The sequence below is a fragment of the Pelobacter seleniigenes DSM 18267 genome, from assembly GCF_000711225.1.
GTDB classification, from domain to species: domain Bacteria; phylum Desulfobacterota; class Desulfuromonadia; order Desulfuromonadales; family Geopsychrobacteraceae; genus Seleniibacterium; species Seleniibacterium seleniigenes.
On sequence record NZ_JOMG01000004.1, the window covers coordinates 494,547 to 519,434 of the forward strand.

The 24,888-nt window shown below is 56.3% G+C and carries 17 protein-coding genes; 11 read left to right on the forward strand and 6 right to left on the reverse strand.

Annotated elements, in window-relative coordinates; genetic code table 11:
- Positions 1-2: 2 nt before the first annotated feature.
- The 3 genes from N909_RS0119245 to N909_RS0119255 are packed head-to-tail and all read left to right on the forward strand — an operon-like array spanning position 3 to position 8,935.
- Positions 3-2,918: an AAA family ATPase gene (locus N909_RS0119245; RefSeq protein ID WP_029917767.1), complete on the forward strand. Its 2,916-nt coding sequence runs from the start codon at positions 3-5 to the stop codon at positions 2,916-2,918.
- 34 nt (positions 2,919-2,952) lie between these two features.
- Positions 2,953-5,622: a PD-(D/E)XK nuclease family protein gene (locus tag N909_RS0119250; RefSeq protein WP_029917768.1), complete on the forward strand. Its 2,670-nt coding sequence runs from the start codon at positions 2,953-2,955 to the stop codon at positions 5,620-5,622.
- Positions 5,612-8,935: a UvrD-helicase domain-containing protein gene (locus N909_RS0119255; RefSeq protein WP_029917769.1), complete on the forward strand. Its 3,324-nt coding sequence runs from the start codon at positions 5,612-5,614 to the stop codon at positions 8,933-8,935. The genes N909_RS0119250 and N909_RS0119255 overlap by 11 nt, the downstream gene beginning before the upstream one ends.
- A gap of 40 nt (positions 8,936-8,975) precedes the next feature.
- Here the strand turns inward: N909_RS0119255 and N909_RS0119260 are convergent, their stop codons facing one another.
- A complete protein-coding gene (locus N909_RS0119260) occupies positions 8,976-9,449 on the reverse strand; it encodes a putative ATP-dependent zinc protease (protein WP_029917770.1) in 474 nt (157 codons plus the stop codon).
- 297 nt (positions 9,450-9,746) lie between these two features.
- Between N909_RS0119260 and N909_RS0119265 the strand changes: the two genes are divergently transcribed.
- Positions 9,747-12,092 (forward strand): AsmA family protein, encoded by a 2,346-nt coding sequence (locus N909_RS0119265; protein WP_029917771.1) that lies wholly within the window; start codon positions 9,747-9,749, stop codon positions 12,090-12,092.
- A 35-nt stretch (positions 12,093-12,127) separates the two neighbouring features.
- Here N909_RS0119265 and gorA read toward each other — a convergent pair whose 3' ends face one another.
- From gorA to holB, 5 genes are all read right to left on the reverse strand, one after another.
- Complete coding sequence (gene gorA / locus N909_RS0119270; RefSeq protein ID WP_029917772.1) at positions 12,128-13,495, reverse strand: glutathione-disulfide reductase; 1,368 nt, start codon at positions 13,493-13,495, stop codon at positions 12,128-12,130.
- Positions 13,496-13,658: 163 nt separating this feature from the next.
- On the reverse strand, positions 13,659-15,047 hold the full coding sequence (locus N909_RS0119275; protein WP_029917773.1) for a TatD family hydrolase: 1,389 nt from the start codon (positions 15,045-15,047) through the stop codon (positions 13,659-13,661).
- A gap of 69 nt (positions 15,048-15,116) precedes the next feature.
- Positions 15,117-16,646, reverse strand: coding sequence for a methionine--tRNA ligase (metG, locus tag N909_RS0119280; protein WP_029917774.1), 1,530 nt, complete (start codon positions 16,644-16,646; stop codon positions 15,117-15,119).
- A gap of 42 nt (positions 16,647-16,688) precedes the next feature.
- Positions 16,689-17,813, reverse strand: a complete 1,125-nt coding sequence (locus tag N909_RS0119285) for a PSP1 domain-containing protein (RefSeq protein ID WP_029917775.1) — start codon at positions 17,811-17,813, stop codon at positions 16,689-16,691.
- Positions 17,814-18,014: 201 nt separating this feature from the next.
- A complete protein-coding gene (holB, locus tag N909_RS0119290) occupies positions 18,015-18,986 on the reverse strand; it encodes a DNA polymerase III subunit delta' (RefSeq protein ID WP_029917776.1) in 972 nt (323 codons plus the stop codon).
- Between the two features lie 299 nt (positions 18,987-19,285).
- Between holB and rnc the strand changes: the two genes are divergently transcribed.
- From rnc to infA, 7 genes are all read left to right on the forward strand, one after another.
- On the forward strand, positions 19,286-19,990 hold the full coding sequence (rnc, locus tag N909_RS0119295; RefSeq protein WP_029917777.1) for a ribonuclease III: 705 nt from the start codon (positions 19,286-19,288) through the stop codon (positions 19,988-19,990).
- A complete protein-coding gene (era, locus tag N909_RS0119300) occupies positions 19,990-20,892 on the forward strand; it encodes a GTPase Era (protein ID WP_029917778.1) in 903 nt (300 codons plus the stop codon). Before rnc ends, era begins: the two co-directional genes overlap by 1 nt.
- A 66-nt stretch (positions 20,893-20,958) precedes the next feature.
- Positions 20,959-22,266: a ribosome biogenesis GTPase Der gene (der, locus tag N909_RS0119305; protein ID WP_029917779.1), complete on the forward strand. Its 1,308-nt coding sequence runs from the start codon at positions 20,959-20,961 to the stop codon at positions 22,264-22,266.
- Between the two features lie 36 nt (positions 22,267-22,302).
- Positions 22,303-23,367 (forward strand): DUF4388 domain-containing protein, encoded by a 1,065-nt coding sequence (locus tag N909_RS24910; protein ID WP_051689968.1) that lies wholly within the window; start codon positions 22,303-22,305, stop codon positions 23,365-23,367.
- 108 nt (positions 23,368-23,475) lie between these two features.
- A complete protein-coding gene (locus N909_RS0119315) occupies positions 23,476-23,847 on the forward strand; it encodes a response regulator (RefSeq protein ID WP_029917781.1) in 372 nt (123 codons plus the stop codon).
- A gap of 254 nt (positions 23,848-24,101) precedes the next feature.
- Entirely contained in the window at positions 24,102-24,491 is a 390-nt protein-coding gene (locus N909_RS0119320) for a response regulator (RefSeq protein WP_029917782.1), read from the forward strand.
- A 160-nt stretch (positions 24,492-24,651) separates the two neighbouring features.
- Entirely contained in the window at positions 24,652-24,870 is a 219-nt protein-coding gene (gene infA, locus N909_RS0119325) for a translation initiation factor IF-1 (protein WP_029917783.1), read from the forward strand.
- Positions 24,871-24,888: the final 18 nt, after the last annotated feature.

Consider the following 24,888-nt stretch of genomic DNA (forward strand, 5'->3'; position numbering starts at 1 on the left):
CGATGCGGCCTCTGAGTTTACACATGGCAGCCTTCGGGCCATTCCCTGGGCTGGAACAGATCGATTTCAGCGTTTTCGGGGACAATCCGCTGGTGCTGATCAACGGACCCACCGGGTCCGGCAAAACGACGATTCTTGATGCGATCTGTTTTGCGCTCTACGGCAAGACCACCGGTGACGAACGGGAAGGCGCACAGATGCGTTGCGATCTGGCCGCGGCAGATGTCCTGTGCGAAGTGTCCTTTGAATTCATGCTCAATCAGCGGCGCTTTCATATCCGCCGCGTGCCCGAACAGTTGCGACCGAAGGCCCGCGGGGATGGCTTCACCGAACAGAAACCGGAAGCCTGCCTCAGCGAGATCCTTCCCGACGGGAGTCACAAGCTGCTGGTGGCGAGCAAGGTCAGCGAAGCGACCCGGGAAATAGAAATTCTGACCGGTTTGTCCGTCGATCAATTCCGCCAGGTTATGGTCCTGCCGCAGGGGAAATTCCGGCAGCTGCTCTTGGCTGAATCGGCCGAGCGGGAGAAGATTTTCAGTCAGTTGTTTCAAACCGGCATCTATAAAAAACTGGAAGAACGGCTCAAGGAAAAAGCTGCGGAGATTCGGCGCGAACGCGATGCCCTACTGCAGTTTCAACGGGGCCTGTTCGAAGCGGCGGAGATCGAGTCGGCCGAGGAACTCGATCGGGAAAGCACCGCACTGCAGCCGGAGGTGGCTGCAGCACTGATCGCTAAGCAGCAACAGGATGCCGCATTGCTGCAGGCGCATAAGGATCTCGACCAGGCGCAAAATCTGCTCCGCGATTTTGAGCAGCTGGCTGCGGCGCAACGAGACCTGGAACAACTGCAGTTACGGCACCCTGCCATTGATCAGGACCGGCTGCGCCTCAAGGCTGCCGGACAGGCGCAGAAACTGGCCCCCTGGTTTCGTGAACAGGAGCGCTGTGTGACGGAACTGCAGCGGGTGGAACAGCGTCTTGAACAAAGTCGCAGCGCCCTGAGCGCGGCCCAAGGCAAATTGGCCGACGCTGCAAAAGCCCAGCAGGGGAGTGCCGAGCTCAGCCGAAAGATCGATGGCCAGAAACAGCAGCTTCATCTGCTGGAAGCCCGCCAGCAGCAGGTTGTCAGGTTGACCGAAGTTGCCGCACGGGTCAGGACGGTGACTGGCCAGGCTGATCTTGATCAACTGCTGGTGCGGTATAAAGCGGTCAGTGAGCAGCAGCAACTGCTGCAAAATATCGTCCGCCAGAAAGCCTTGCTGGACAAACTTAAAGTTCAGCTTGAAGATGCTGAACAGACGGGGAAGCAGCTTAAACAAAGCTATGATAACAGCCTGAATAACAATAAGAAACTGGAGCTTTCCTGGCACCAGGGACAGGCCGCTATTCTGGCGCAGGAGCTGCGCGAGAATCAACCCTGTCCGGTCTGCGGCAGCCTGGACCACCCGACTCCGGCGCGGTCTGCGGAGGCGTTGCCCGACTTTCATGCCCTGGAAAAATCGCGCGTGGCCCTGGCCAAAATATTTTCCGATTTGGAAGAGGCCCGCGATCGTTATCGCAATCGCAAAGCGGAAGCGGCCCAGGCGGCTGCAGGGCATGAGGACCTGTTGAGTCGGCTGGGCGAGGCAGGGGTTTCTCCCCAGGCAGTGGACGCTGAACTGAAGCAGCTGGGTCGACAACTGCAGGGATATCCCGCCGCTGAGCTCGCCAGCGGGAAAGCGTTGGCCGCGGAACAACTGGCCACGCGCCTGGCGAGTCGTAAGGAAGAGTTGGCCGGTTTGCTCCGCGAGCAGGAGCTGCTCTGCCAGGACCTGCCGGAAGCGCAGCGTGAGCCGGCCGGACTTGCGGCTGAAATCAGTGCCCTGAGGACCACGGTCGGGCAACTTGAACGGGAACTGTTCGAACTGAATGCCGCTTTTACCTCGGCGCAGGGGGAACTGGAAGCGGCCCAGGCCGCCAACCGTGAGATTGAACAGCAACAGCAGGCCTTGCGCCAGGAGTTGACCCGGGCTGAGCTGGCCTGTCGCAAAGAACTGGCGGACAGTCCTTTTGCCAGCGAGAAAGAGTTCCGGGCGGCTTTGCTGGCTGATGCGGAATTAACGGCGCTGCAGGAGGGGATTGCCGAATTTGATGGCAGCAGTCAGGCCTTGACCGGCGCCCTGAATCAACTGCAGAAAAAATGTGCCGGACAGCAGCAACCGCAGCTCAGCGGTTATGAAGAGAGGCTGGAACTGGCCCGGCAGGAAAAAGCGGCTGCGGAACAGCACTGGCAGGCTCTTGATGGCAGGTTACAGGTGCTGCTGGCAAGCAAGAAGAAGCTGACCGCCAACCTGGCCCGGCTTGCTGAACTCGATGCCCGCTATGCCACGGTCGGAACCTTGAGTGATGTTGCCAACGGCCAGACCGGTTTGAAAATCAGCTTGCAGCGTTTTGTCCTCAGTGTCCTGCTGGACGATGTGCTGCTGGATGCCAGCCGCCGCCTTGAGGTGATGAGCAGGGGCCGCTACCGGTTGCTGCGCAAGGAGGATCGGGCCAAGGGGAACAAGGCCTCCGGCCTCGATCTGCTGGTGGATGACGCCTATACCGGCAAAACACGACCGGTCGCAACCTTGTCCGGGGGGGAAAGTTTTATGGCCGCTCTGGCCCTGGCCCTGGGCCTGTCCGATATCGTTCAGACCTATGCCGGCGGGGTGCACCTGGATACGCTGTTCATCGATGAAGGGTTCGGCAGTCTCGACCCCGAATCCCTGGAGCTGGCTATCCGCACCCTGGTCGATTTGCAGACCGGCGGGCGGATGATTGGCATTATTTCCCATGTCGCGGAGTTGAAAGAACAGATTCCCCTGCGGATCGATGTGCGCCAGGAACGCAGCGGCAGTTCCATCCATCCGGTCGGTTGCGGCCGGGTTGTCCAGTGAAGGGGGCGGGGTGCCGTGCTGATGAGAGTTGCAGATGACTGAGAGTTATAGCGAGATCATTACCGCTTTGGCCGATGGCGACTTGGTGCTGACCGCCAACAAACGCCTGTTCAGGTATTTGCGCGGCTGCTTTGACCAGCAGATGCTGGCTGCCGGGAAGCTGGTCTGGGATACCCCTCAGTTGAACAGTTATCAGGGCTGGCTGCTCAACTGCCTGAACGAGCTGGGGGAATCCTGGCGGCTGCTGAACCCGCAGCAACAGCTCTATCTCTGGGAACAATTGGTCGAGAGCAGCTCGCGGACGGTGGAACTGGAACTACTCCAGGTCGCCAAGACCGCGGAAAAAGCCCTCCAGGCGTACCAGCTGCTCAATGAGTATGAACTGTCCCTGGAGGGGCAGCCGCTGACTGAAGATCAGCTTATCTTCCAGGACTGGTGCCGCCGCTATCGGAGTCTGGCCGCTGAGCAGCAATGGCTGGATCAGAGCGATCTGCCGCGCCTGGTCGCCAGTGCGCTGGATAGCGGCCGGCTGGTTGTGCCGGAGCGGATTCTGCTCGTCGGCTTCGACCAGCTTTCGCCGGGGCTGGAGCGTTTGCAGGCGCAGTTTCGGGCCATGGGAAAACACTGTGAAGAAGTTTCCCTGGCCAATAAACCGGCCGTTTCTATGCTGCGTTTTGCCGCCAAGGACAGTGACCACGAAATTGAGTCCGCTGCCCGCTGGGCGCGGTTGCTGCTGGAGCAGGGGGCAACCTCAATCGGTGTCGTGGTGCCGGATTTGAGCAGGCGTCGCAGCCGGATCGAACGGTTTTTCGCCGCCCAGATCGATCCGGTCGGGGCGGTCCAGCTGGCGGAGGATGAGGCGATTTTCAGCCTTTCGCTGGGTGGTCCCCTGGCGGAACAGGGAGTGATCCATGCCGGCCTGGAACTGTTATCCCTGCCCCGGATCCTGACCATTCAACAGGCCTCAACCCTGCTCCGATCACCTTTTCTGGGCGGGGCGCACCGGGAAGCGGATGCCCGGACCCGCTTTGATGTGACTCTGCGTGGTTTCGGGCAGCAGACCATTAGCGTAGCAAAGATGCGCGCCCTGGCCGAAAATCGTCCGGGCCTTGCCGAGCTGGTTGCCATTCTACAACAGCTGGAAGCGTTCAGCGCGGAAAGCGGTCAGCGTCTTCCCGGAATTTGGGCCGAACTTTTCGCCGGTCAGTTGCATGCCTGCGGCTGGCCGGGAGAGCGAACTCTCTCCAGCCGGGAATATCAGGCGCTTAGCTCGTTCCAGGAGAATGTCCTGCTCATGCTGCCGCACCTCGATGCGCTGCACGCCCCGGTCGGGCGTGCCCAGGCCCTCGGTTTGGTGCGTCGCCTGGCCCGCGATTGCGAGTTCCAGGTGGAAAGTCCCACCGGGCCGGTTCAGGTGATCGGGTTGCTGGAGTCGACCGGATTGCAGTTCGACCACCTGTGGGTCATGGGACTTGGGGAGACCGTACTGCCTGCGCCCCCGCAACCCAACCCGTTTATCCCTTATCAGCTGCAGGTTCAGGAGCGCATGCCCCATGCTAATGCTGAGCGTGAGCTGGCCTATGCCGAGCAGGTCATGGCGCGGCTGGCCGCCGCCGCGGAGCGGGTGGTGTTCAGCTATCCCTGTTCAGATGGGGATACCCAGCTTAGGGAAAGTCCGTTGATCCCGGCCGCCGCCGTGAGCGGTGAACCGGAACTGGCCGAGCCCCGCGATCCTGTTCATCTGGCCCAGCAGAACAGGCAGGCGCTGGAAACAGTGGCTGATCAGCGTGGTCCGGCTTTGGAGCAGCGGCGGGTGGAAGGCGGCACCGGTCTGTTGAAGGACCAGGCCCATTGTCCGTTCCGTGCTTTCGTTCATCATCGGTTGTGTGCCCGGGAATTTGATGAGGCCGTCGCCGGTATCTCACCCATGGTACGTGGCGACCTGATCCATATCGCTCTGGAACGCATCTGGACCCGGCTGCAGGATCATGACCAGCTGATTCGTTTATCCGCGCCGGAAGTGCAAACCTTGGCCGCGGAGCAGGTGGCCGAAGCTCTGGCGACCTTTTTTGCGCAAAGACCGGCGCCGGGAAATACCATGCTGGCTCTGGAGCAGGAGCGGGTGACGGCCCTGGTGGTGGAATGGCTGGAAGAGGTCGAAATGAAGAGGGATTCATTCCGCGTCGTGGAACTGGAACATCCGCATGTCGAGCAGTTGGGCCCGCTGGAAATCAGCATGCAGATCGACCGGGTCGACGAACTGGCCGACGGCTATCGAATCGTCATTGATTACAAAACCGGCAGCCAGCTGCGCGCCGATGATTTTGTCAGTGCCCCGTTGGTGGAACCGCAGCTGCCCATATATGCGGTTGCCCAACAGGATGCGCCAGCCGACGGGATTGTCTTCGCCCAGGTGCGCAAAGGCCATTGTCGTTTGCTGGGGGTGGTCCGGGAGAAAGGCCTGCTCGGCAGGGTGCGGGAACTGAGTACCTTCAGCCAGTGCGAAGATCTCGGCATTGCCGATTGGAACCAATTATTGGTGTTCTGGCAGCAGCAGATCCGGCAGCTGGCCACCGATTTTGTCGCCGGGGAAGCCGCGGTCAGACCGTTTGACCCGCAGAGCAGTTGTCTTTATTGCGATCTGCCCGGGCTGTGCCGGATTCGCGAAGCCTTAGCCGAGGCCGGAGTTGCTGATGATTGCTGATGCCGAGAAGCGCGCCGCTGCCATTGATATATCCCGTTCCTGTATTGTCCAGGCGCCGGCCGGATCCGGCAAAACCGAACTGCTGATCCAGCGGTTGCTGGCCTTGCTCGGCCAGGTTGACCGGCCCCAGCAGATTCTGGCCATTACCTTCACCAATAAGGCGGCCGCTGAAATGCGCCATCGCCTGTTGGGGGCCTTGAACAACGCGGCCCATGCCCCGGAACCGGAAACGGCCCATGAAGCTCTGACCTGGCGGTTGGCCCGGGGCGCTTTGGCCAAACAGGGAGATGCCCTGCTCAAAAACCCGGCCCAACTGGCCATTCAAACCATTGACAGTTTTAATGCATCGCTGGTCCGGAAGATGCCCTGGATGTCCCGTTTCGGCAGTTTGCCGGAAATGGCCGATGACGCTGATTCCCTTTATCTGCAGACGGTGGAAAAGGTGCTCAGCGGCCTCGAAAGTGGTGCCCCCGGCCACCAGCAGCTGACCGTTCTGTTGCGCCATCTGGACAACCAGGTGCCGCTGGTCCAGCGCCTGCTGGTCGATCTGTTGCGGCGCCGCGATCAATGGCTGCGTTATCTGCGGGCCGATGTGGAAACGTCCCATCGCCAGCTGCAGCAGGCCCTGGATGCTCTTTATGAACAGAAACTGGACCGGCTGCATCGGTTGCTGCCCAGCGCTCAGCAAGACGCGTTGCTCGACTGTCTGCGTTTTGCTGCGGGCAACCTGCCAGATACGCCGCTGGGCAGATTTAGCCAGGCCGGCGCGCTGCCCGGCTTTGCTGCCGCCAACCTTAAGGAGTGGATCGCCATCGGCAATTTTCTACTTACCGCCGCCGGTGAACTGAGAAAGACGGTGACCAAGAACAACGGTTTTCCGGCCGGGAAAGCGCACCAGGCCGCCAAAGAGCGGATGCTGGAATTGCTTCGCGAGCTCAGTGGCCAGGATCAATTTATCCATGCGCTGCAGCAGGTCCGGGGGCTGCCGGCCGGGGGTTACAGTGTTGAACAATGGCGAGTCCTGGAGGCGGTCATTCAACTGCTACCGGTGCTGCTGGTGGATTTGTGGCAGGTGTTCAAAAACAAAGGCCAGGCCGATTTTTCCGAAATCGCCTTGAAAGCGAATCAGGCGCTGGGGCTGGCGGATGACCCGAGCGATCTGCTGCTGCAGATCGATCAGGACCTGCAGCATATCCTGGTCGATGAATTTCAGGACACGTCCCGCCTGCAGTATCAGCTGTTGAGTACCCTGACTTCGGGGTGGATGGCCGGGGACGGGCGAACCCTGTTCCTGGTCGGCGATCCGATGCAGTCCATTTACCTGTTTCGGGAAGCCGAAGTCGGGCTGTTTCTGGAGACCTTCAAAGGAAGCTTCGGGGATCTCATGATGCCTTTGCAGCCGTTACGGCTGAGCTGCAATTTCCGCTCTCAGCAAGGGATCGTGGACTGGAATAATACCAGCTTCAAAGCCATCTTTCCGACCCAGACCGAGGTGGTGACCGGCGCGGTGCCCATGGCCGAAGCCGTGGCCGTTAAACCGGCTCTGCCGGGCGCAGCCTGCACCATTCACCCGGCGATCGGCCGCAACGACCAGGCAGAGGCCGAAAAGGTCATCGAGCTGATTCAGCAGGCGCAGGCCGCTGACCCGGAACAGAGTATTGCCGTCCTGGTACGCAGCCGCAGCCATCTGCAGCAGATCCTGCCCCTGTTGCGACGCTTGAGAATGCCTTATCAGGCCCGGGATATCGAGGTGCTGGGGGCGCGGCCGGCCGCCCTTGATCTGGTTCATCTGACCAAGGCGTTGCTGCATCGTGGTGACCGGCTCAGCTGGCTGGCCGTTCTGCGCGCGCCCTGGTGCGGGCTGACCCTGCATGACCTGCATGCGCTGGTTGCCGATTTGCGCAGCACCACTCTGCCGACTCTGCTGGCAGACCCGGAGCGCCGGCAGCGACTCTCTGCGGATGGGCGGGCACGGCTGGCCCGGGTCTGGCCACTGCTTGAACAGGCTCATAATTCACGCGGTCGTCTGCCGCTGCGGCAACTGGTCGAAAAGTGCTGGCTGGGGGTGGGTGGAGCCGCCTGCTACGATGCGGACGGGATTGCCGATGCCCAGCTGGTTTTCGACCTCCTGGAAAAGTTGGATGAGGGGGGAGATGTCAGCGATTTCGCTTTGCTGGAGCAGGGGTTGAAGAGCATTTTTTCCGCTCCGGAGGTCACTGACTGCAAGTTGCAGATCATGACCATCCACAAGGCCAAAGGCCTGGAATTTGATACCGTGATCCTGCCGGGATTGGGCCGCTCACCGCAGCGTGGCAGTAAGCCTTTACTCCGCTGGCTGGAACATCCTGAACTGGGGCTGCTGCTGGCTCCGGTGGCCGCCTATGGGGAGCAGGATAATGACCCCCTTTACCAGCTGATTGCCGAGTTTGAACTGGAACGGGAAAACCTGGAAACCGCGCGGCTGCTTTATGTTGCCACCACCCGGGCAATCCGCCACCTGCACCTGCTGGGGCACGTCAATGAAAACCGTTCAACGGGCACGCTGACCCCGGCCAAGGGGACTCTACTGGAAACCCTTTGGCCGGTTGCCGAAGCCGACTTCGTTGGTTGCGAAGCTCCGCCGGAAGCAGTGGCGGACAGTTTTTCACCGCCACTGTTGCAGCGTCTGTCCGGGAATTGGACATTGCCGGCCATGGAGACGGTCAGCCTGGCTTTGACGGCAACAGCAGGAACCGCTTCGGAAGAGGCCAAGGAGTCCGGCGAGAGCGTGTTCAGTGGGTGGGAAAGTCCGACTCAGCGGCATGTCGGCACTCTGGTCCACATGTACCTGGAACAGCTTGCCCGCCAGGGGAGTGTTCTCTGGGACGAGGCCGAGCCTGCTCAGCGGACCCGGCAGATTGCCCTGATGCTGCGCGGTCTTGGGGTTGCTGCCAGTGATCTTGACGATAGTGTCGCCAGAGTGTGCCGTGCCGTTGAGGCGGCCCTGGGAAGTGAGCGAGGGCGCTGGGTGCTGGCCAGCCACCGGGAGCACGCCTGTGAACAGCCGCTCAGCGGCCTGGTAGACGGCAAGCTGGTCCATGCCATCATTGATCGGACATTTATTGCTGATGGGCAACGCTGGATTATCGATTATAAGACCAGTGTTCCCCGTTCCGGAGAGAGTCTTTCCGCCTTTATACGGCGTGAGGCCGAGCGCTATCGTGCGCAGCTGGAAATCTACGTCAAGTTATATGCGGCCCGTCACGAACAATGTCCGATCCGGGCCGCGTTGTATTTTCCGCTGGCCGAAGCCTGGCACGAATTTTCAGAGTAAATTTTTTTCCGGAGTTTTCATTTATTGGTGAGACGAACGGTTATGCCATGGACGGGGAAAAACCTTTCAGAATTTGACCGGTCAGGTAGCTTTTTTTCGGATTGACCCTGACCAGGCTTTTGATGGTCTGTGAGGCGAGATGCAACCGGAAGGTTGTGTCTTCACGATTGACCAGGGTCAGGTCGATATTTTTTTTCAATGAACCGATCCGCATTTCGGTTTCAATGACATAGCACCATTCTCTGCTCCCGTCTTCAAACGATACCAGCCGTCTGGTTTTCACCGGCATGACCGAGTAGATTTCAACATCGGTGTTGTTCTGAATCGGATGAACTCCAAAGCTGATAATCAGATCTTCGCCTTCCTTGAAGGTTGAAAAATCGAAGATATTCAGGATCGACTGTTTGGAATCCATAACAACCTGGGCTTCTATCGCCGGAATCTTCAAGGCCGGGAACGAAACCCATTCACACCAACCGATGTCAAGCAGGAGCGAGTTTGTGTTTTTCCGCATAATTGCTACTCCTATGATTGGATATTGTTAATATTTGGCATAATAACGGCTCTTCTTTAAAATGTAAATTATTCTAATATTAAAAAAATCATTCTTTTAGGGATTCAAAAATTTAATAATTTCAAAATGTTGAAGATATAACCGTCTCGCGTACCAGATCATGTATTCTGTTGGAAAATGGTTAATATTTGTGATTAGGCATTTCAATTCTCAATAAAATTTTTATATACTTAGCTCCTGTATTCAGTGAAATTGTGATGCTAAGCCCGTTTTTAGGCTTGAGCTTGTGGAGGCAGCATGTCCCTTGCGGCAAAAATCGGCTTGTTTCTGGGGATCCTCATTCTGGGGCTTGCCGGTGTGTTGATCTATGCCCAGACCCAGGTCACGCCGGACAAGGTCCGGAGCTTGCTGGTGCCGCTGGTTGAAGACACCCTGGACCGGCAGGTTGCTTTCGGGGATATTCAGATCGGCTTTTTCTCGGGCATATCGGTCGCGGACCTGAGGGTCAAAAAGCAGAACAGCAAAGAAGATTTCATCACCATCAAAAATGCCAAATTAAGTTACCGTTTCTTCCCGCTACTTAGAGGTCGTATCGTGGTCGACCAGGTGATGCTCGATGAGCCGGTGATCGATGTCAGCAGGTTTACCGACGGGAGCTACAATTTTTCCGACCTGCTTAAAAAGAACCGGAGTGATCGCGGGCAATACCCGCAAGCGGCGCGGGCTCTGGTGAGTGATATCTTCAGCTTGTTTGTGCATGAGGTCAGTGTTAAAAACGGTTCCTTAACTTATACCGATAAATTCAAAAGCCCCAACGTTCCCTATCGCTTTGCTTTACAGCAACTGAATATTCATGCTCGGGAGATTGCTCCCGACCAGGCCTTTCCCCTCGACCTGTCGGTGGTCCTCAACGGCGCCCGGCTCGATCTGTCCGGGCACTACGATATAACGCACACCAGCGGTGATTTTCTGGTTCACTTGGCGGATCTGGACATGGTCCCGTTTTCTCCCTATTACCGGGACCTGCTGCCAGCTAAAGTCGGTTCGGGGAGAGTGTCCCTGAATCTTGAAGTCGATCTTCAGCCCGAACTGCTCAGCTCCAAAGGCAAACTGACCCTTGCTGATCTTGATCTGACCCTTCCCAGCGGCACGTCCCTGCAAAAAGTTCATTTAACCAGCGACTATTCCCTGATCTATGATTTCATGAGGCAACAGCTCGATCTTTCCACGCTGCTGGTCAATTTCAATGATATGGGGGTGGGCATGGAAGGGCGGTTGGATTTTGCGGCGCAGGAAACGAAGATGGATCTGGCGGTCATTTTTGATCAGCTTGATCTGCGCCAGGCCATGCAAAGCCTTCCTGACAAGCTGATCAGAAACTATCGCAAGTACAGCTTCGCCGGCAGTATCAGCGGTCGGGCACAGCTGGTTGGAACGCTGGGGCAGGGGAGCGGACTGCTTAAGTCGGCTCAGTTGACTTTGAACGGGGTTCAGGCCAGTGTCAAGGACATGCGCGGCGGGGTCAGTGGTGCTCTGTCCTATGCCGATGCTGCGGTCACGGCCCAGAATCTGATGTTGTCTTATGGCAATCAGCAGGCACTGTTAAACCTGCAGGCAACCCGCCAACCCGACGGAGTGCTGCAGGGAACCTTTTCGCTGTCTGCCGAAGAGTTGAACCTGAATGAACTGGTTGCAACCGATTCAACAGCTTCTCCCCTATCCGCAGGGGAGGAGAGCTCTTCCGGTTCTGCCGAGGGGCTCGGGCCTTTTGCCCTCCCTCTGGATCTGCACGGTAATTTAACGGTTCGTAAAGCCCGCTTCAAACAGTTGATCATTGAACAGGTCACGGCGGATGTGAATCTCAGTGACAATAGGCTGCGGCTGGACCGATTGCGCGGAGTGATGGAGCAAGGGAGAGTGCTGGCGGATGCCGAGGTGGATCTTGGGGTGCGCGGCTTTGTTTACCAGGGACAGCTGGATCTCACGGATGTGGACGCTGCTGTTTTGGCGGCGGGATTGTTACCGGATCCGGGCGCAACCCTGGCGGGCCGCTTGCAGTGGCGCAGCAGTTTTCGGGGAAGTGGTGCTTCAGCACAACCCTGGCTGGATCGTTTTCAGTCCAAAGGAGAGTTTTCTTTACAGCAGGGGCTGATCAAGGGGTTTCCCGTGATCGATTCATTGGCCGTGTTTCTTGGTGTTGATGAACTCCATAACTTGAATTTTGAGGATTTTTCCGCCGCTTATGATGTGCGCGATGGTCTGGTTCGGGTGAATGGACTCCTCACCGGTTCCCAGGCCAGACTGGCGCCGATAGGCAGTGTCGGCAGCGACGGGCGTCTGAATATGAACCTGGAGGTTCGGCTGGCGCCGGAGCTGGCCGGCCGGATGGGAGCTTCCGGCCCGTTTATGAAAGTTTTCAGCGATGAGCGGGGTTGGGGGATCATTCCGGTCAGGCTGCTGGGTTCTTTGACGCAACCGGAGATCGGACCGGATACCGCTGCCATTGAAAAGCTGATGATGAACCGGGTCAGCCAGGATGCTGCAGGCAAAGCGGAGGCAGATAATCCTTCGTCAGCGCCGTCGGATCAGGAATCCGTTAAAAAGATGCTCGACAAAACTCTGAACAAGCTGTTTGGCAAATAGCCGGTAGCGTCTGAGACTACCGGCATGCGTGTCGCTCAGCGGTTATGACTGCGGGTCATGGTCCGTAAGGTGACAAATTCTTCCGCACTGGTCGGATGGATGCCGACGGTTTGATCGAAGATCGCCTTGGTGGCTCCCGCTTTCAGTGCAACCGCCACCCCTTGAATGATTTCCGCTGCACCTTCACCCGCCATATGCGCACCGATGACCCGGTCACTGTTGCGCTCAACAATAAGTTTGATCAGGATGCGATCACCGCTGCCGCTTAAGGCATGTTTCAGGGCGCGAAACTCGGTTGTGTAGATATCCACCTGCGGGTAGCGCTGGCATGCCTCTTCCTCACTCAAACCGACACTGCTGAAGGGCGGGTTGCTGAAGACCGCGGTGGGGATCAGTTGATACGACAGCGGGGTCGCGCCCCCCTGGTAGAGGTGCTTGACCAGGGTCATGGCTTCGGCCAAGGCAACCGGGGTCAATTGCATCCGGTCGATCACGTCGCCGAGGGCAAAGATGGAAGGGATCGAAGTTTGATAAAAATCGTCGACCTTGACGGCGCCGGCAGCAGTCAACTCCACCCCGACCTGCTCCAACCCCAGCTCACTGGTGTTGGGGCGGCGGCCGGTTGCGGCCAGGACCAGATCAGTGGTCAGCAAAGAGCCGTCATTGAGGGTGGCGGTATAGCTTCCGTCCGGTTCTTTTTCAACTTTCTCAACATCACAGTTAAAGCGTAGATCAATCCCTTTTCTGCGCATATGCCCGGCCACGAACTCCCTGATCTCGGTATCAAATCCGCGCAGGAACAGGTCACCCCGGTAGAGCTGGCAGACCTTGACTCCCAAGCCGTTGAAAATGCCGGCAAATTCACTGGCAATATAGCCGCCGCCGATAATCAGGATGCGCTCCGGGAGCCGTTCGAGATCGAAGATCTGGTCGGACGAGAGCAGATGCTCGCGCCCCGGAATGGCGGGGAAAACGGGATGACTGCCGGTAGCGATGAGGATCCGTGCAGCGCTGCAACTGGTCCCGGCGATCTCAACGCTATGCGCTGTTTGCACCCGCGCCCGACCACGAATCAGCTCTGCTCCCGACTTGGCGAGCATGTTTTCCATGGCCTGATTGGAGGTGCTGAGCAGGGCAGATTTGTTGTCACGCAGGGTTGCCCAATCGAACGCCGGAGTTGTCGCTTGCCAGCCAAACCCGGTCGCTGCCGAAAAAGCGGCGCCGTATTCGGTTGCATGGACATACAGTTTTTTTGGAACGCAGCCGAGATTGACACAGGTGCCGCCCGTCCTGGCCTGTTCGGCGACGGTGACTTTGATGCCGGTGGCGGCGGCCATCCGTGCGGCTCTGATACCGCCGGACCCCGCGCCGATGACAAAGAGGTCATAATCATATCTGGACATGCGGTTCCTCCTTGGCCGGCGGTTTGGAACGCGCCGGTAAAGCCCATCATCGGGCCGGTAAAAGTAATGACAAATTGTTCAGTTGTTAACGCCATCAGGTCCGAAAACAAGCCTGCTCTCAGCGAATATGCACCTGCTCTGGGTTGTCCTTTGTGCCAGCCTCTTAACCGACTTCATTATACTCGCGAGCCCGGAAATCCACACCCAGCTCTTGCGCCACCCGGCTACAGGCCTCCATGTCGACCCCAGGATAGCTGACGGCGCTGGCCGTGACTTCAGGGATGACCTGCGCGGCCTGGCGCAAAAAATCCTTGACGGCGGCATAGCTTTTGCTGCCATAGCTGGATTGGCACAGGCTCTGGTAGGTGGCTTCGTCCGGGGCATTCAAGGAAACGGAAACGGAATCGATCAGCCCTGCCAGCTCCGGTAAAATATTGCGCCCGTAAACAAGGTTGGCCTGGCCGTCAGTGTTAATTCTTACCTTAATCCCCTGCTTTTTCAACCAGGCAGCAATGGTTTTGATCAGCTCCAGGCGTAACAGCGGTTCCCCGTAACCGCAGAAAACAACCTCGGAATAGTGTTTTGGGTCGCCGATGGCGGCGATGACCTCCTCGGCGGAGGGTTCATGGTCGAGCTTGAGTTCATGACCTTTAACGATGAAGTCCCGGAACTTGGTACAGAAGATACAGCTGTTGGTGCAGCGGTTGGTGATATTAAGGTAGAGAGAATCGCGGATTTTATAGGCGATTTTGTGGCTCTGATCGATCACGCCGATGCCGAACAGGTCGTAACAATTGCGACTGGTGATGCGGGCCACGTCTTCCAGAGTTAAGCCCTTGATCGCCGCAATTTTCTCTGCGGTCAACCGGACATACGCCGGTTCGTTGCGGCGGCCGCGAAATTGCTGGGGGCTCAGGTAGGGGCAATCGGTTTCGACCAACATACGATCGATGCTGATACCGCTGACGACCTGACGAATCTCTTCGTTCTTCGGGTAAGTGATGGTTCCGGTAAAGGACAAATAAAAGCCCAGTTCGATACAGCGTCTGGCCATTGCCAAATCGCCGCTGAAGCAATGCAACACCCCGCCGACACTGGCCGCCTGCTCTTCTTCAAGGATCTGCAGCACCTCATCATGGGCGTCCCGGTCATGGACAATGATCGGTTTCCCGGCTTCCTTCGCCAGTCGGATCTGCTGCCGAAACGCTTCACGTTGAATATCCTGGGGGCAGTGATCACGGAAATAGTCCAGACCGATTTCGCCGAGGGCGACGACTTTGGGATGCTGGAGCAGTTCCCGCAGGCGCTCCAGGGCTGCGGCATCAAGTCCGGCGGCATCATGGGGGTGAATGCCGACGGCTGCATAAATGTGGTCATATTGTTCGGCCAGGGCGACATTTTTTTCCGAGCTTGCCAGGTCGCAGCCGATACTCAAAATGTGGCTGATACCGTCGGCTGTGGCTCTGCTGATGACCTCGTCGCAGTCAGTCGCGAACTGACTGTGGTCAAGGTGAGCGTGGCTGTCGACCAGCAAAGGATGTTGTTCGGTCATTTTTTTGCTCCAAAAAATCGGGGCGCTGTAGTGCGCCCCGCAAGAACCATGCAAGTGATAGCTCTAATATTACTCGGTTTCTATCCGCGGGAAAAGAGGCGCGGCTTTTTCAATGGTGGTGCCGGGTTTCAGTCCACCCCACTGATCCTGTCCGTCCAGGGCCAGGTTGGTTCCGTCAGCACCAAGCAGGGAGCTGATCTTGGCGCCGGTTTCGGGCATGAAGGGTGCCACGATCAGGGCGATCAGGCGCAAGGATTCCAACAGGTTGTACATCACCGTTGCCAGGCGCTCACGCTGCTGAGGGTCTTTGGCCAGGGTCCAGGGGGCGGTTTCATCAATGTATTTATTGCCGGCTGAAATCAGCTCCCAGATGCTCATCAACGCCTTGTTGAAGGCCATATCTTCAAGCTGTTCATCAATTTTAGTCAGGTTGGCGGCAAATAGCTCGATCAGTTTTTCATCGATTTCGAGGCGTGCCCCCGGTTCCGGCAATTCCCCGGCAAAATATTTGCCAAGCATGGCCGTTGAGCGGCTGACCAGGTTGCCCAGGTCGTTCGCCAGGTCGGAGTTGATGCGATGGATCAGAGCGCTGTGGGAAAAATCGCCGTCCAGTCCGAAGGGAACCTCGCGGAGCAGGAAGTACCTGATGGCGTCGACGCCGTATTTGTCGACCAGCATATTTGGCTCGACCACATTGCGCAGGCTCTTGCTCATTTTCTGCCCCTCCACGGTCCACCAGCCGTGAGCGAAAACTTTCTTTGGCAACGGCAGGCCCGCGGCCATCAGGAAGGTCGGCCAGTAAACGGCATGAAAGCGCAGAATGTCTTTGCCGATCACATGAACCGCCGGCCAGAATGTTTCGAAATTGCCGTCTTTGTCCTCCGGGTAACCGAGGGCGGAAATATAGTTGGTCAGGGCGTCAAACCAGACATAGATGACGTGTTTATCATTACCTGGAGCCGGGATTCCCCAGGAAAAGGAGGTCCGGGAAATGGACAGATCACGCAGGCCTTCCCGGACAAAGCTGAGGATTTCGTTGCGGCGTGATTTCGGCTGAATAAAGTCCGGGTTGTTCCCGATATATTCGAGGAGCTGATCCTGGTATTTGCTCATGCGAAAGAAGTAGGACTCTTCCTTGAGCTTGGTGGTCGGCCGACCACAGTCCGGGCAGTTGCCGTCGAGCAGCTGGGTTTCGGTCCAGAAGGTTTCACAGGGAGTGCAGTACCAGTCCTCATATTCCCCAAGGTAGATGTCTCCCTTGGCTTCAATAGCTTTGAACTGCTCCTGGACCGTATGCTTGTGGCGTTCCTGGGTGGTACGGATAAAATCGGTATGGGAGATGTTGAGTTTTTTCCACAGGGCCTGGAAGCGTTTAACCACCCGGTCGGCAAGTTCAAGGGGGGTCTCCCCGTTGGCTTTGGCGGCGGTTTCAACTTTTTGCCCATGCTCATCGGTACCGGTCAGAAATGCAACCTGATAACCGCGCGCCCGTTTGTAGCGGGCCAGCACGTCGCAGGCCAAAGTCGTGTAGGCGTGGCCGATATGCGGAACATCATTGACATAATAAATAGGTGTCGTGACGTAAAAGGTTTTTTCCATTATTTACTCCCATCGCGAAGACGAAAAAAATTACATGTCATTTCATGACTTGGTTTCAGGATTTTTGGGGCGGTTCGAACGCCGTCGGGGTCTTCTGCGCCGTCGTTGGGGCTTGCCTTGAGCATCCTGTTCAGCCGGAGTGCTGTTATTGCTACTGCTACTGCTCGGAGGTTGAACCGGGGCGCTGTCACGGCTTTCCGTGGTTTTCTTCTGCACCGGGGCCGGGCGGCCTTGCGGTTTGGCGCGTCGCTGGCTGCGTCCCGGTTTTTTACCCGGGGGGGATTCCGGGGCCGTTTTGCCGCTCTCTTCTTTGGGGGCCTTGGGCTCGGTTTCCTGTGCCGGCGGTGCTGCAGCCTGATTGTCGATTTCCTGTTGCAGCTCTTTGATATGCTTCTGGCAACGCTCCCCGTCATGGCAGACCAGAGTAACCTTCTGGGCCAAAATATCGAGGGCGATAACCTCAGCCTTACCGTCTTTAAGCTGCAGCTTCTTGCCGCACTTCGGCAGATTTTTCTTCAGTTCGTTGTAGGTTTCGTATTCATAGGCCAGACAGCACAGCAACCGGCCGCACTGACCGGAGATCTTGGTGGGGTTGAGGGCCAGCCCCTGAGCTTTGGCCATTTTGACCGACACCGGGGCAAATTCACGCAGATGACTGCAACAGCACAGTTCCCGGCCACAGATACCGAGTCCCCCGACCAGCTTGGCTTCATCGCGAACGCCGATCTGGCGCATTTCGATTCTGGTTCGGAAATGTTGGGCCAGGTCGCGAACCAATTCACGAAAATCGATGCGGCCGTCAGCCGTAAAGTAGAAAATGATTTTCGACCCGTCGTAGAGGTATTCGGCGCGGACCAGCTTCATGTCCAGTTTGCGCTGCTGGACCTTGTCCTGACAAAACAGCAGGGCTTCCTTCTCGCGCTGGGCGTTGCTGTCGGCCATCTGCTGATCGCTTTCTGTGGCGATGCGGATGACCGCTTTCAGTTTGGGTGGTGCTTCCGCGGGGGAGATTTGCCGTGGTTTGGTAATGACCGTTCCCAAAGCACGTCCCCGCTCGGTTTCAACGATGACTTTGTCTCCAGGGACCAGTTCCAGCTCCTTAACTTCAAAGTCGAAGATTTTTCCTGCCGTATGAAAAGCGATACTGACTATTGTAAGAGGTTCCATAAAACCCAGATCCTTTGGTATATATCGAAAAAATCCGCTGGGGACTTTTTCATGTATGGGCGGAGAAAAGATTCTTTTTCCGCCTTATGAAATCAACAACAGGCAGCTGCGCGGCTGATGTTACGGCCCTGTAAAAAAGGGCAATCAAGGTTGTTACTGCCTGATGTGACAGAGCGTTGCTGCCGCCAATATCCCTTGCCTTCAGGCGGCGGCGATTCCCAGCAGCATCACCTCCATGGTCAGCTGCCGATTGACATTTCTCTGCAGATGAAAGCGTGCCTGGTCAATGGTTTTCAGCTTGGCCAGCACGCTTTCGACGGAAGCTCGCTGAACTTCCCGATTGAGCAATTCCAGAAGATCCTGATTCACCAGATCTTCTTCCGGGCGGCCGTATTTCAGCAGCAACAGGTCGCGGAAAAAAGCCTGGAAAATATCCAGGAAGTCCTGCAGGCTCTCTTTTTCCTCGGCCAGTTCCTCAGCCAGGGATAACGTCGGAATATTACTTCCTGGGGACAGTGCTGACAAGGCTTGAATCAGTTCGCGGCGTTTTTCCAGAAACAGCTGCTGTTTTGGCCCCAGGGCTTTTTTGAAGCTACCGTCCGACAGGGCAGCCAGGACTGCAATCTCGGTCTCATTGAAATCGAGCCGCTGACTCAGGAGCGTGGACAGTTGGCGGAGCGGCAGCCTGCGGAACGGGAGCCGTTGGCAGCGTGACCGGATGGTCGGCAGCAACTGCTCCGGCCGTCCGGATAGAAGAATCATGACGGTATTGGGCTGCGGTTCTTCCAGTGTCTTCAGGAGTGCATTGGCTGCCCCGGCAGTCAGATATTCGGCGCCGTCAATCAGGCAGACCTTGTATATCCCTTCCAGCGGACGCAGTGACAGTTGCTGCTGCAGTTCGCGGATCTGATCGATCTTGATCGCCGCCTCTGCGCTGTCGATCAGATGGACATCCGGGTGATTGTTGTGGTCGATCTTGCGGCAGGCGGCGCAATCACCGCAGCCGGTTCCGTGCAGACAGAGCAATGCCCGGGCAAAGGCCAGGGCCATCAGTTTTTTACCGATCCCTTCGGCCCCTTCGAAAAGATAGGCATGGGCGATCCGCTTATTGGCCAGGGCCCGGCGGAGAATATTTTTCTGCTGCTCGTGCCCAGCTATGGATGCAAAGGTCATGGAGGTTCCGAAGCAAAGTGTAAACGAAAAAAAACAGACGGTTCAGAGTGTCAAGTGGCCAGGTGTTAACCGAAGGTTGAACCGTCTGCCATCTTCTGTCTGCGGTTGATACCCGGCAGAGCTCGCGACTGTTTTCTCTGGACTGGCTAAGCCATGTTTTTTATTTCAACCTGTCATTATAGGTAGACAATTCTGCTTGAATCAAGGAGAAAGGGATAAAAGTACTGTAAAGAAATTGAACTGCCGGGTGCTTTTGGCTATACTCCGCGACAAATAAGAGAATGGGAAATGGAGGAGCAGTGCCGAAGTTTTTGGATCATCTTGAAAATGCTTTGAATTACACTTTTTGCGACCGCTCTTTGCCGCTTCAGGCGTTGACTCATAAATCCTTCAGTAATGAACAGTCCGAATTTGTTCTGCATAACGAACGTCTTGAATTCCTGGGCGACGCAGTTCTTGAACTGGTTATCAGTCAATGGGTTTTTCGGCAATATCCGGATATCCCGGAAGGCGGCCTGACCCGGATCCGTGCCGAGGTCGTCAGTGAAAAGGGGCTCGCCGAAATCGCCCGCGAACTGGACCTGGGGCGTGGGTTGAAGCTTGGTCGAGGCGAGGAACGAAGCGGGGGACGGGAAAAGCCGAGCCTGCTTGCCGATGCGCTGGAGGCCCTGTTGGGGGCGATCTTTCTGGACGGAGGTTTTGCCGCCGCCTGCCAGGTGGTGGAGCGGCGGTTTGCCGCTGCGATAAAAAAATCAGCACTGCTGCGTTACGGCAGTGATTATAAAACCTGTCTTCAGGAAAGGTTGCAGGCCTGTTATAATCAGTTACCCGAGTATATCATGACCCAGGTCTCCGGACCTGACCATGACCGGATGTTTTCCATGGAAGTTCGCTTTAGCGGAAAGCTGCTCGGCAAAGGGAGTGGCAGCAGCAAGAAAAGTGCTGAACAAAAAGCCGCGGCTGCAGCCCTGGATCATCCTTTATTAAGATCGTTGGAGAAATAATGACCCAAAAGCAGTTCAGATCCGGGTTCGTCGCCATGGTTGGCCGACCCAATGTCGGCAAATCAACCCTGCTGAACCGGATTCTCGGCCAGAAAATCGCCATTACCTCGAATAAACCGCAAACGACCCGCAACCGGATTCTGGGGATTCACAATTTCCCCGGTGGACAGGCGCTGTTCGTGGATACCCCGGGTATCCATAAGGCCAAAAGCAAGCTGAATCGTTTTATGGTCGATCAGGCGATCGGGGCCTGTGCCGATGTTGACCTGATCCTGTTTCTGGTTGAGGCGCAGACCGCGTTGGGTCCGGGAGATGAATATATCCTCAACCTGTTCGAGAAAATGTCGGTGCCGGTTTTCCTGGTGATCAATAAGATTGACCTGGTTGAACCACCCAAGCTGCTTGGGCTGATCAGCTCTTATGTGGAGCGTTTCGAGTTTGCCGAAGTGGTCCCGATTTCGGCACGCTCCGGAGACGGGGTCGAAAAAATCCTCGCTTTGGTAGAAGCGCGCCTGGAAGAAGGCCCACAATATTATGCCGGCGATGAATTGACCGATCTGCCGGAACGTTTTATTGCCGCTGAACTGATCAGGGAAAAGATCATGCGGCGGACCAACGAAGAAATTCCCTATGGTGTCGGCGTCAAAGTCGAGTCTTTTGAAGAACAGCCGGAAAAAAACCTGGTTGTCATTCAGGCGACGATCCATGTTGAAAGAGACAGCCATAAAAAAATCATTGTCGGAAAAGGCGGGCAGATGATCAAGAAGATTGGCCAGGAGGCGCGCCAGGATATTGAGCGTATGCTGGCCACCCGGGTTTTCCTTGAGCTGTTTGTCCGGGTTGACAAGGACTGGAGTCAGAGTGAACGCATGCTGCGTGAACTTGGCTATAGCCAGAACTAGCTGAACATCCCGGCTTTGGGGTGGTTTGTCAGCCTAATTGATCTTTAGAAAGTAAATGAAGAATTTATGTTGAAGACAGTCGCTATTGTCGGTCGCCCTAATGTGGGCAAGTCAACCCTGTTCAATCGCCTGCTGGGAAAACGCAAGGCGATTGTCGAGGATTTTCCAGGGGTGACCCGGGATCGGCACTACGCCGAAATCACCCGTTTTGCCAAACCGTTTCTGCTCATTGATACCGGTGGGTTTGAGCCGGCCAGCGAGGACCGGCTGCTTGCGCAGATGCGTGAACAGTCACAGCTGGCGGTGGAAGAGGCTGACATCATCCTTTATCTGATGGATGTCAAATCCGGCCTGACGCCATCCGATATCGAAATTGCGGAAATGCTGCGGCGGGTCGATAAGCCGGTCTTTTATCTGGTGAACAAAGTCGATGGTGACAAGCAGGAAATCGCCGCGGCTGAATTCTATGCCCTGGGAATCGAAAAGCTGTATACGCTTTCCGCTGAGCATGGCCGGGGAATTAACGATCTCATCGATGACCTCGAAGAGCTGCTGCCGGCCGGTCCCGCGACAAGCGAGCCGACCGAAGAAGTGCGCATGGCTCTGGTCGGCCGGCCCAATGTCGGCAAATCTTCCCTGGTCAACCGGTTGCTTGGGGTTGAGCGGGTGGTGGCGAATCCGGTTGCCGGAACGACCAGGGACAGCATCGATTCGCCGTTTCAGTACAATAACAAACGCTATGTATTGATCGATACCGCCGGGATTCGGCGCAAGGGGAAAGTCAGCCAGGCGCTGGAAAAGTACAGTGCAATTACTGCGTTGAAAGCCATGGATCGGTCCCATGTTGTGCTGATGGTGCTGGATGCCAGTGAAGGCGTGACCGACCAGGATCTGGCCGTGGCGGGCTATGCCTACGAAAAAGGACGTGCGGTGATCTTGTTGGTCAATAAATGGGACTTGCCGGAAAAAGACGATCAGACCATGGGAAAATTCGTCGAAGAAGTGCGTCGGCGGTTTAAGTTTTTGCCGTTTGCCCCGCTACTGTTTGTTTCCGCCCTGACTGGTCAGCGGGTGAACAAAGTGATGGCCCTGGTTGAAAGTGTTGCTGCCGAGTTCAATCGGCGGATTCCGACTCCGGCGCTTAATCAGGGGCTGGAGGAGATCGTCTCCAAGCATCCGCCGGCTATGGTTCACGGGCGCAGAATAAAATTCTATTATGCGGCCCAAAGTGCCGTTCGTCCGCCGACTTTTGTTCTGTTTACCAACAACCCGGATGACATCCATTTTTCCTATCAACGTTATCTGACCAACGGCTTCCGGGAAAAGTTCAAGTTTAACCAGGTGCCGTTGCGGCTGGAGTTTAAGGGCCGCTGAACCGGACCGGGATGAGAAGGAAACAAAGCGCGAGAAATGACCGATCGACTTGATGGATATTTAGAAGATCTGGGTATCCGCGATATTCTGCAGATCCTCAGCCTCAGTAAAAAGTCGGGAACTTTGCGCCTCGAATCTCAGGGCCATGCCGGGCAGGTGATTTTTCATGCCGGGCAGATCATTCGGGCCTCCTCCAGTCAGACCCCGCTTGAGCTGGGGCAGATGCTGATCGCCGCGGGACTGATTTCCGACAAACAGCTCGAAGATGCCTTGCAGTATCAGCAGGGACCGGGCTGTCATCGACCGCTGGGGGATCTGCTGAGCGAGCTGTATCAGGTTCCTGCCGCGACTATTGAAGAGATCGTCGCTCAGCAGATCGAAAAAATCGTCATCAGCTTCTTCTCCTGGCGTAAGGGGCGCTTTCATTTCAAGCTGGAAGAGCCGCAATCCTTCGGCTCGGCACAGTTGAACCCCCTCGACATCATCCTTGAAACCGGACTCAGCCCACAGCGGCTTGCTTTAAAAGGGCAGCGCTTTATGGAGCATAGTCCGGTCGATGAGGATAGCCTTGAGTTGGAACTGGCTGAAATCAACAAACGCCAGGCGCAGCAGGGGCATCATCTGCTGCGTGGCATGTTGGCGGAATTGCGGCATCCGGAAATGGGCGGGGGGATCATCCTGCTCATTCTCCGCTATGCCAGCGAAATCATGCAGCGGGCGGTTGTTTTTGATGTTCGCGGCACCAATCTGGTCGGACTGGGACAGTTCGGTGTTGACGAGTACAATAATCGGGCTGACGAGATCGTTCGGAAGATGCGCCTGCAGGTTGAGCCAGGTTCCTTGTTTGCTCGAGTCATGATAGAGAAAAAGGCGATTCGGGGGGCACTGGGGCAGAGCCGGGCAGAGTCGATGCTAACCAATTTCCTGGGGCACCCGAAGGAGCAGGTTCTCCTGGCACCTCTGCTTAGCGACGATAAGGTCGTTGCCCTTTTGTACGGCGAGTTAAACGCTGAGGATGGTGATTCCCAGCGCCTGCAGGCCTTTGAAGTTTTTCTTTCCCAGGCTGGTCTGGCCATGGAGCAGGCCTTGTCGGGAAGCTGAGGTTCTTTCGCCTCGGTTGCCATGCCTGTTTGTTTCGTCACCGCGACATGTATAGATCTTCTGTTATACTTGATGCAAAAAAGAATCTGATCTCAGGAGGTCAAGCCCATGCAGAAAAAAATACTCATTGTCGAGGATGAAGAAAGTCTGTTGAAGCTGGAGAGCATCCTGTTGACCACGAAAGGCTATCTGGTGAGGGGTGCGACCACCGGTCCTGCAGCCCTTGAAGCGATTGCCGAAGAACGACCCGATCTCGTTCTTTTGGATATCATGCTGCCGGGATTGGATGGGTTTGAGGTCTGTGAACGCATCAAGGGCAACAAGGAGACCCGGAATATCCCGGTCATCCTGTTGACAGCGAAAAAAACTCCGGAAGATGTGGCCCGGGGTGTTGAGGTCGGCGCTGAGCAGTATATTACCAAACCTTTCAAATCCGCCAAAGTGATGGAAACGATCGAAACCCTCCTGAGCCGGAATTAAGATTCGACAATTCAAAACCTTGCCCGGTTGCTTAACCTGGCCGGCTGCTGAGTTCCGCGACTGGGCATGACTCTCGGTTAAGTATCGTCCCGCTGTTGTTGAACTGAACCTGGAGGACCCGGCAACGGGCCGACCAACGGGCAGTGACGGTTCGCTGCCCGGTTACTTCTTTAACTGGTAATTGTCTGCACTTATTGATAAAATGAGCAGGTTTGCATATCTTAACCCAGTATTGAACGGAGTCCGGACAGATTATGTATGCCGCACGGGTTTTGGTTGTAGATGACTCCCCGACCATGAGACAGTTTGTCATTTTCGCCCTGCAGCGGCTTCCCGGTCTGCAAATTGACGAAGCTGAAGATGGTGTCAGTGCCCTGAAAAAACTGGCAGAAGAAAAATATGATCTGTTATTGACCGATCTGCACATGCCGTTGCTGGATGGACTCCGCCTGATCGGCCTGCTGAGAAACGATCATAGTTATAAAAGTCTGCCGATAGTTGTTATTACCACCGAAAACTCCCAGCTGACCAGGCAAAAGGCCCTGGCTGCAGGCGCCGACGAATACCTGACCAAGCCTCTGCAGACGGCGGGTTTGATCAATGTGGTCAGGAAACTGTTGGATCCGGAAAAGCGCAGGCCTTAGCTGTGGAAGCGCTTCGGGTCGGGACTGGCCTGAGGAGCTATGCGAGAGGGGTTTTTTCGACCGGGTGATGGTTGGCGGTCCGCCAGACTTGACAGCTTGCAGTGAACATGTAATAAGTCGCCAGTATAAAATTATCAGTAACTATTTTCAGGAGGCACAGTTGGCAAAAGAAGAAGCAATAGAAGTCGAAGGGACAGTTGTCGAGCCGCTCCCGAACGCCATGTTTCGGGTTAAACTCGACAATGATCACGTTGTTCTTGCTCATATCTCCGGCAAAATGCGGAAGTATTATATTCGGATTCTTCCTGGTGACCGGGTGACGGTTGAACTGTCTCCTTATGATTTGACGCGCGGGCGTATCACTTACCGGTCCAAATAAACGACCCAGGCTGCGAAT

Coding starts and splice junctions, on each gene's coding strand:
- N909_RS0119320 (WP_029917782.1), top strand. CDS start 24,102: ATGTATGCCGCACGGGTTTTGGTTGTAGATGACTCCCCGACCATGAGA.
- metG (WP_029917774.1), bottom strand. CDS start 16,646: ATGGAAAAAACCTTTTACGTCACGACACCTATTTATTATGTCAATGAT.
- N909_RS0119250 (WP_029917768.1), top strand. CDS start 2,953: ATGACTGAGAGTTATAGCGAGATCATTACCGCTTTGGCCGATGGCGAC.
- era (WP_029917778.1), top strand. CDS start 19,990: ATGACCCAAAAGCAGTTCAGATCCGGGTTCGTCGCCATGGTTGGCCGA.
- der (WP_029917779.1), top strand. CDS start 20,959: ATGTTGAAGACAGTCGCTATTGTCGGTCGCCCTAATGTGGGCAAGTCA.
- N909_RS0119245 (WP_029917767.1), top strand. CDS start 3: ATGCGGCCTCTGAGTTTACACATGGCAGCCTTCGGGCCATTCCCTGGG.
- N909_RS24910 (WP_051689968.1), top strand. CDS start 22,303: ATGACCGATCGACTTGATGGATATTTAGAAGATCTGGGTATCCGCGAT.
- N909_RS0119315 (WP_029917781.1), top strand. CDS start 23,476: ATGCAGAAAAAAATACTCATTGTCGAGGATGAAGAAAGTCTGTTGAAG.
- N909_RS0119285 (WP_029917775.1), bottom strand. CDS start 17,813: ATGGAACCTCTTACAATAGTCAGTATCGCTTTTCATACGGCAGGAAAA.
- N909_RS0119275 (WP_029917773.1), bottom strand. CDS start 15,047: ATGACCGAACAACATCCTTTGCTGGTCGACAGCCACGCTCACCTTGAC.
- holB (WP_029917776.1), bottom strand. CDS start 18,986: ATGACCTTTGCATCCATAGCTGGGCACGAGCAGCAGAAAAATATTCTC.
- gorA (WP_029917772.1), bottom strand. CDS start 13,495: ATGTCCAGATATGATTATGACCTCTTTGTCATCGGCGCGGGGTCCGGC.
- N909_RS0119265 (WP_029917771.1), top strand. CDS start 9,747: ATGTCCCTTGCGGCAAAAATCGGCTTGTTTCTGGGGATCCTCATTCTG.
- N909_RS0119260 (WP_029917770.1), bottom strand. CDS start 9,449: ATGCGGAAAAACACAAACTCGCTCCTGCTTGACATCGGTTGGTGTGAA.
- N909_RS0119255 (WP_029917769.1), top strand. CDS start 5,612: ATGATTGCTGATGCCGAGAAGCGCGCCGCTGCCATTGATATATCCCGT.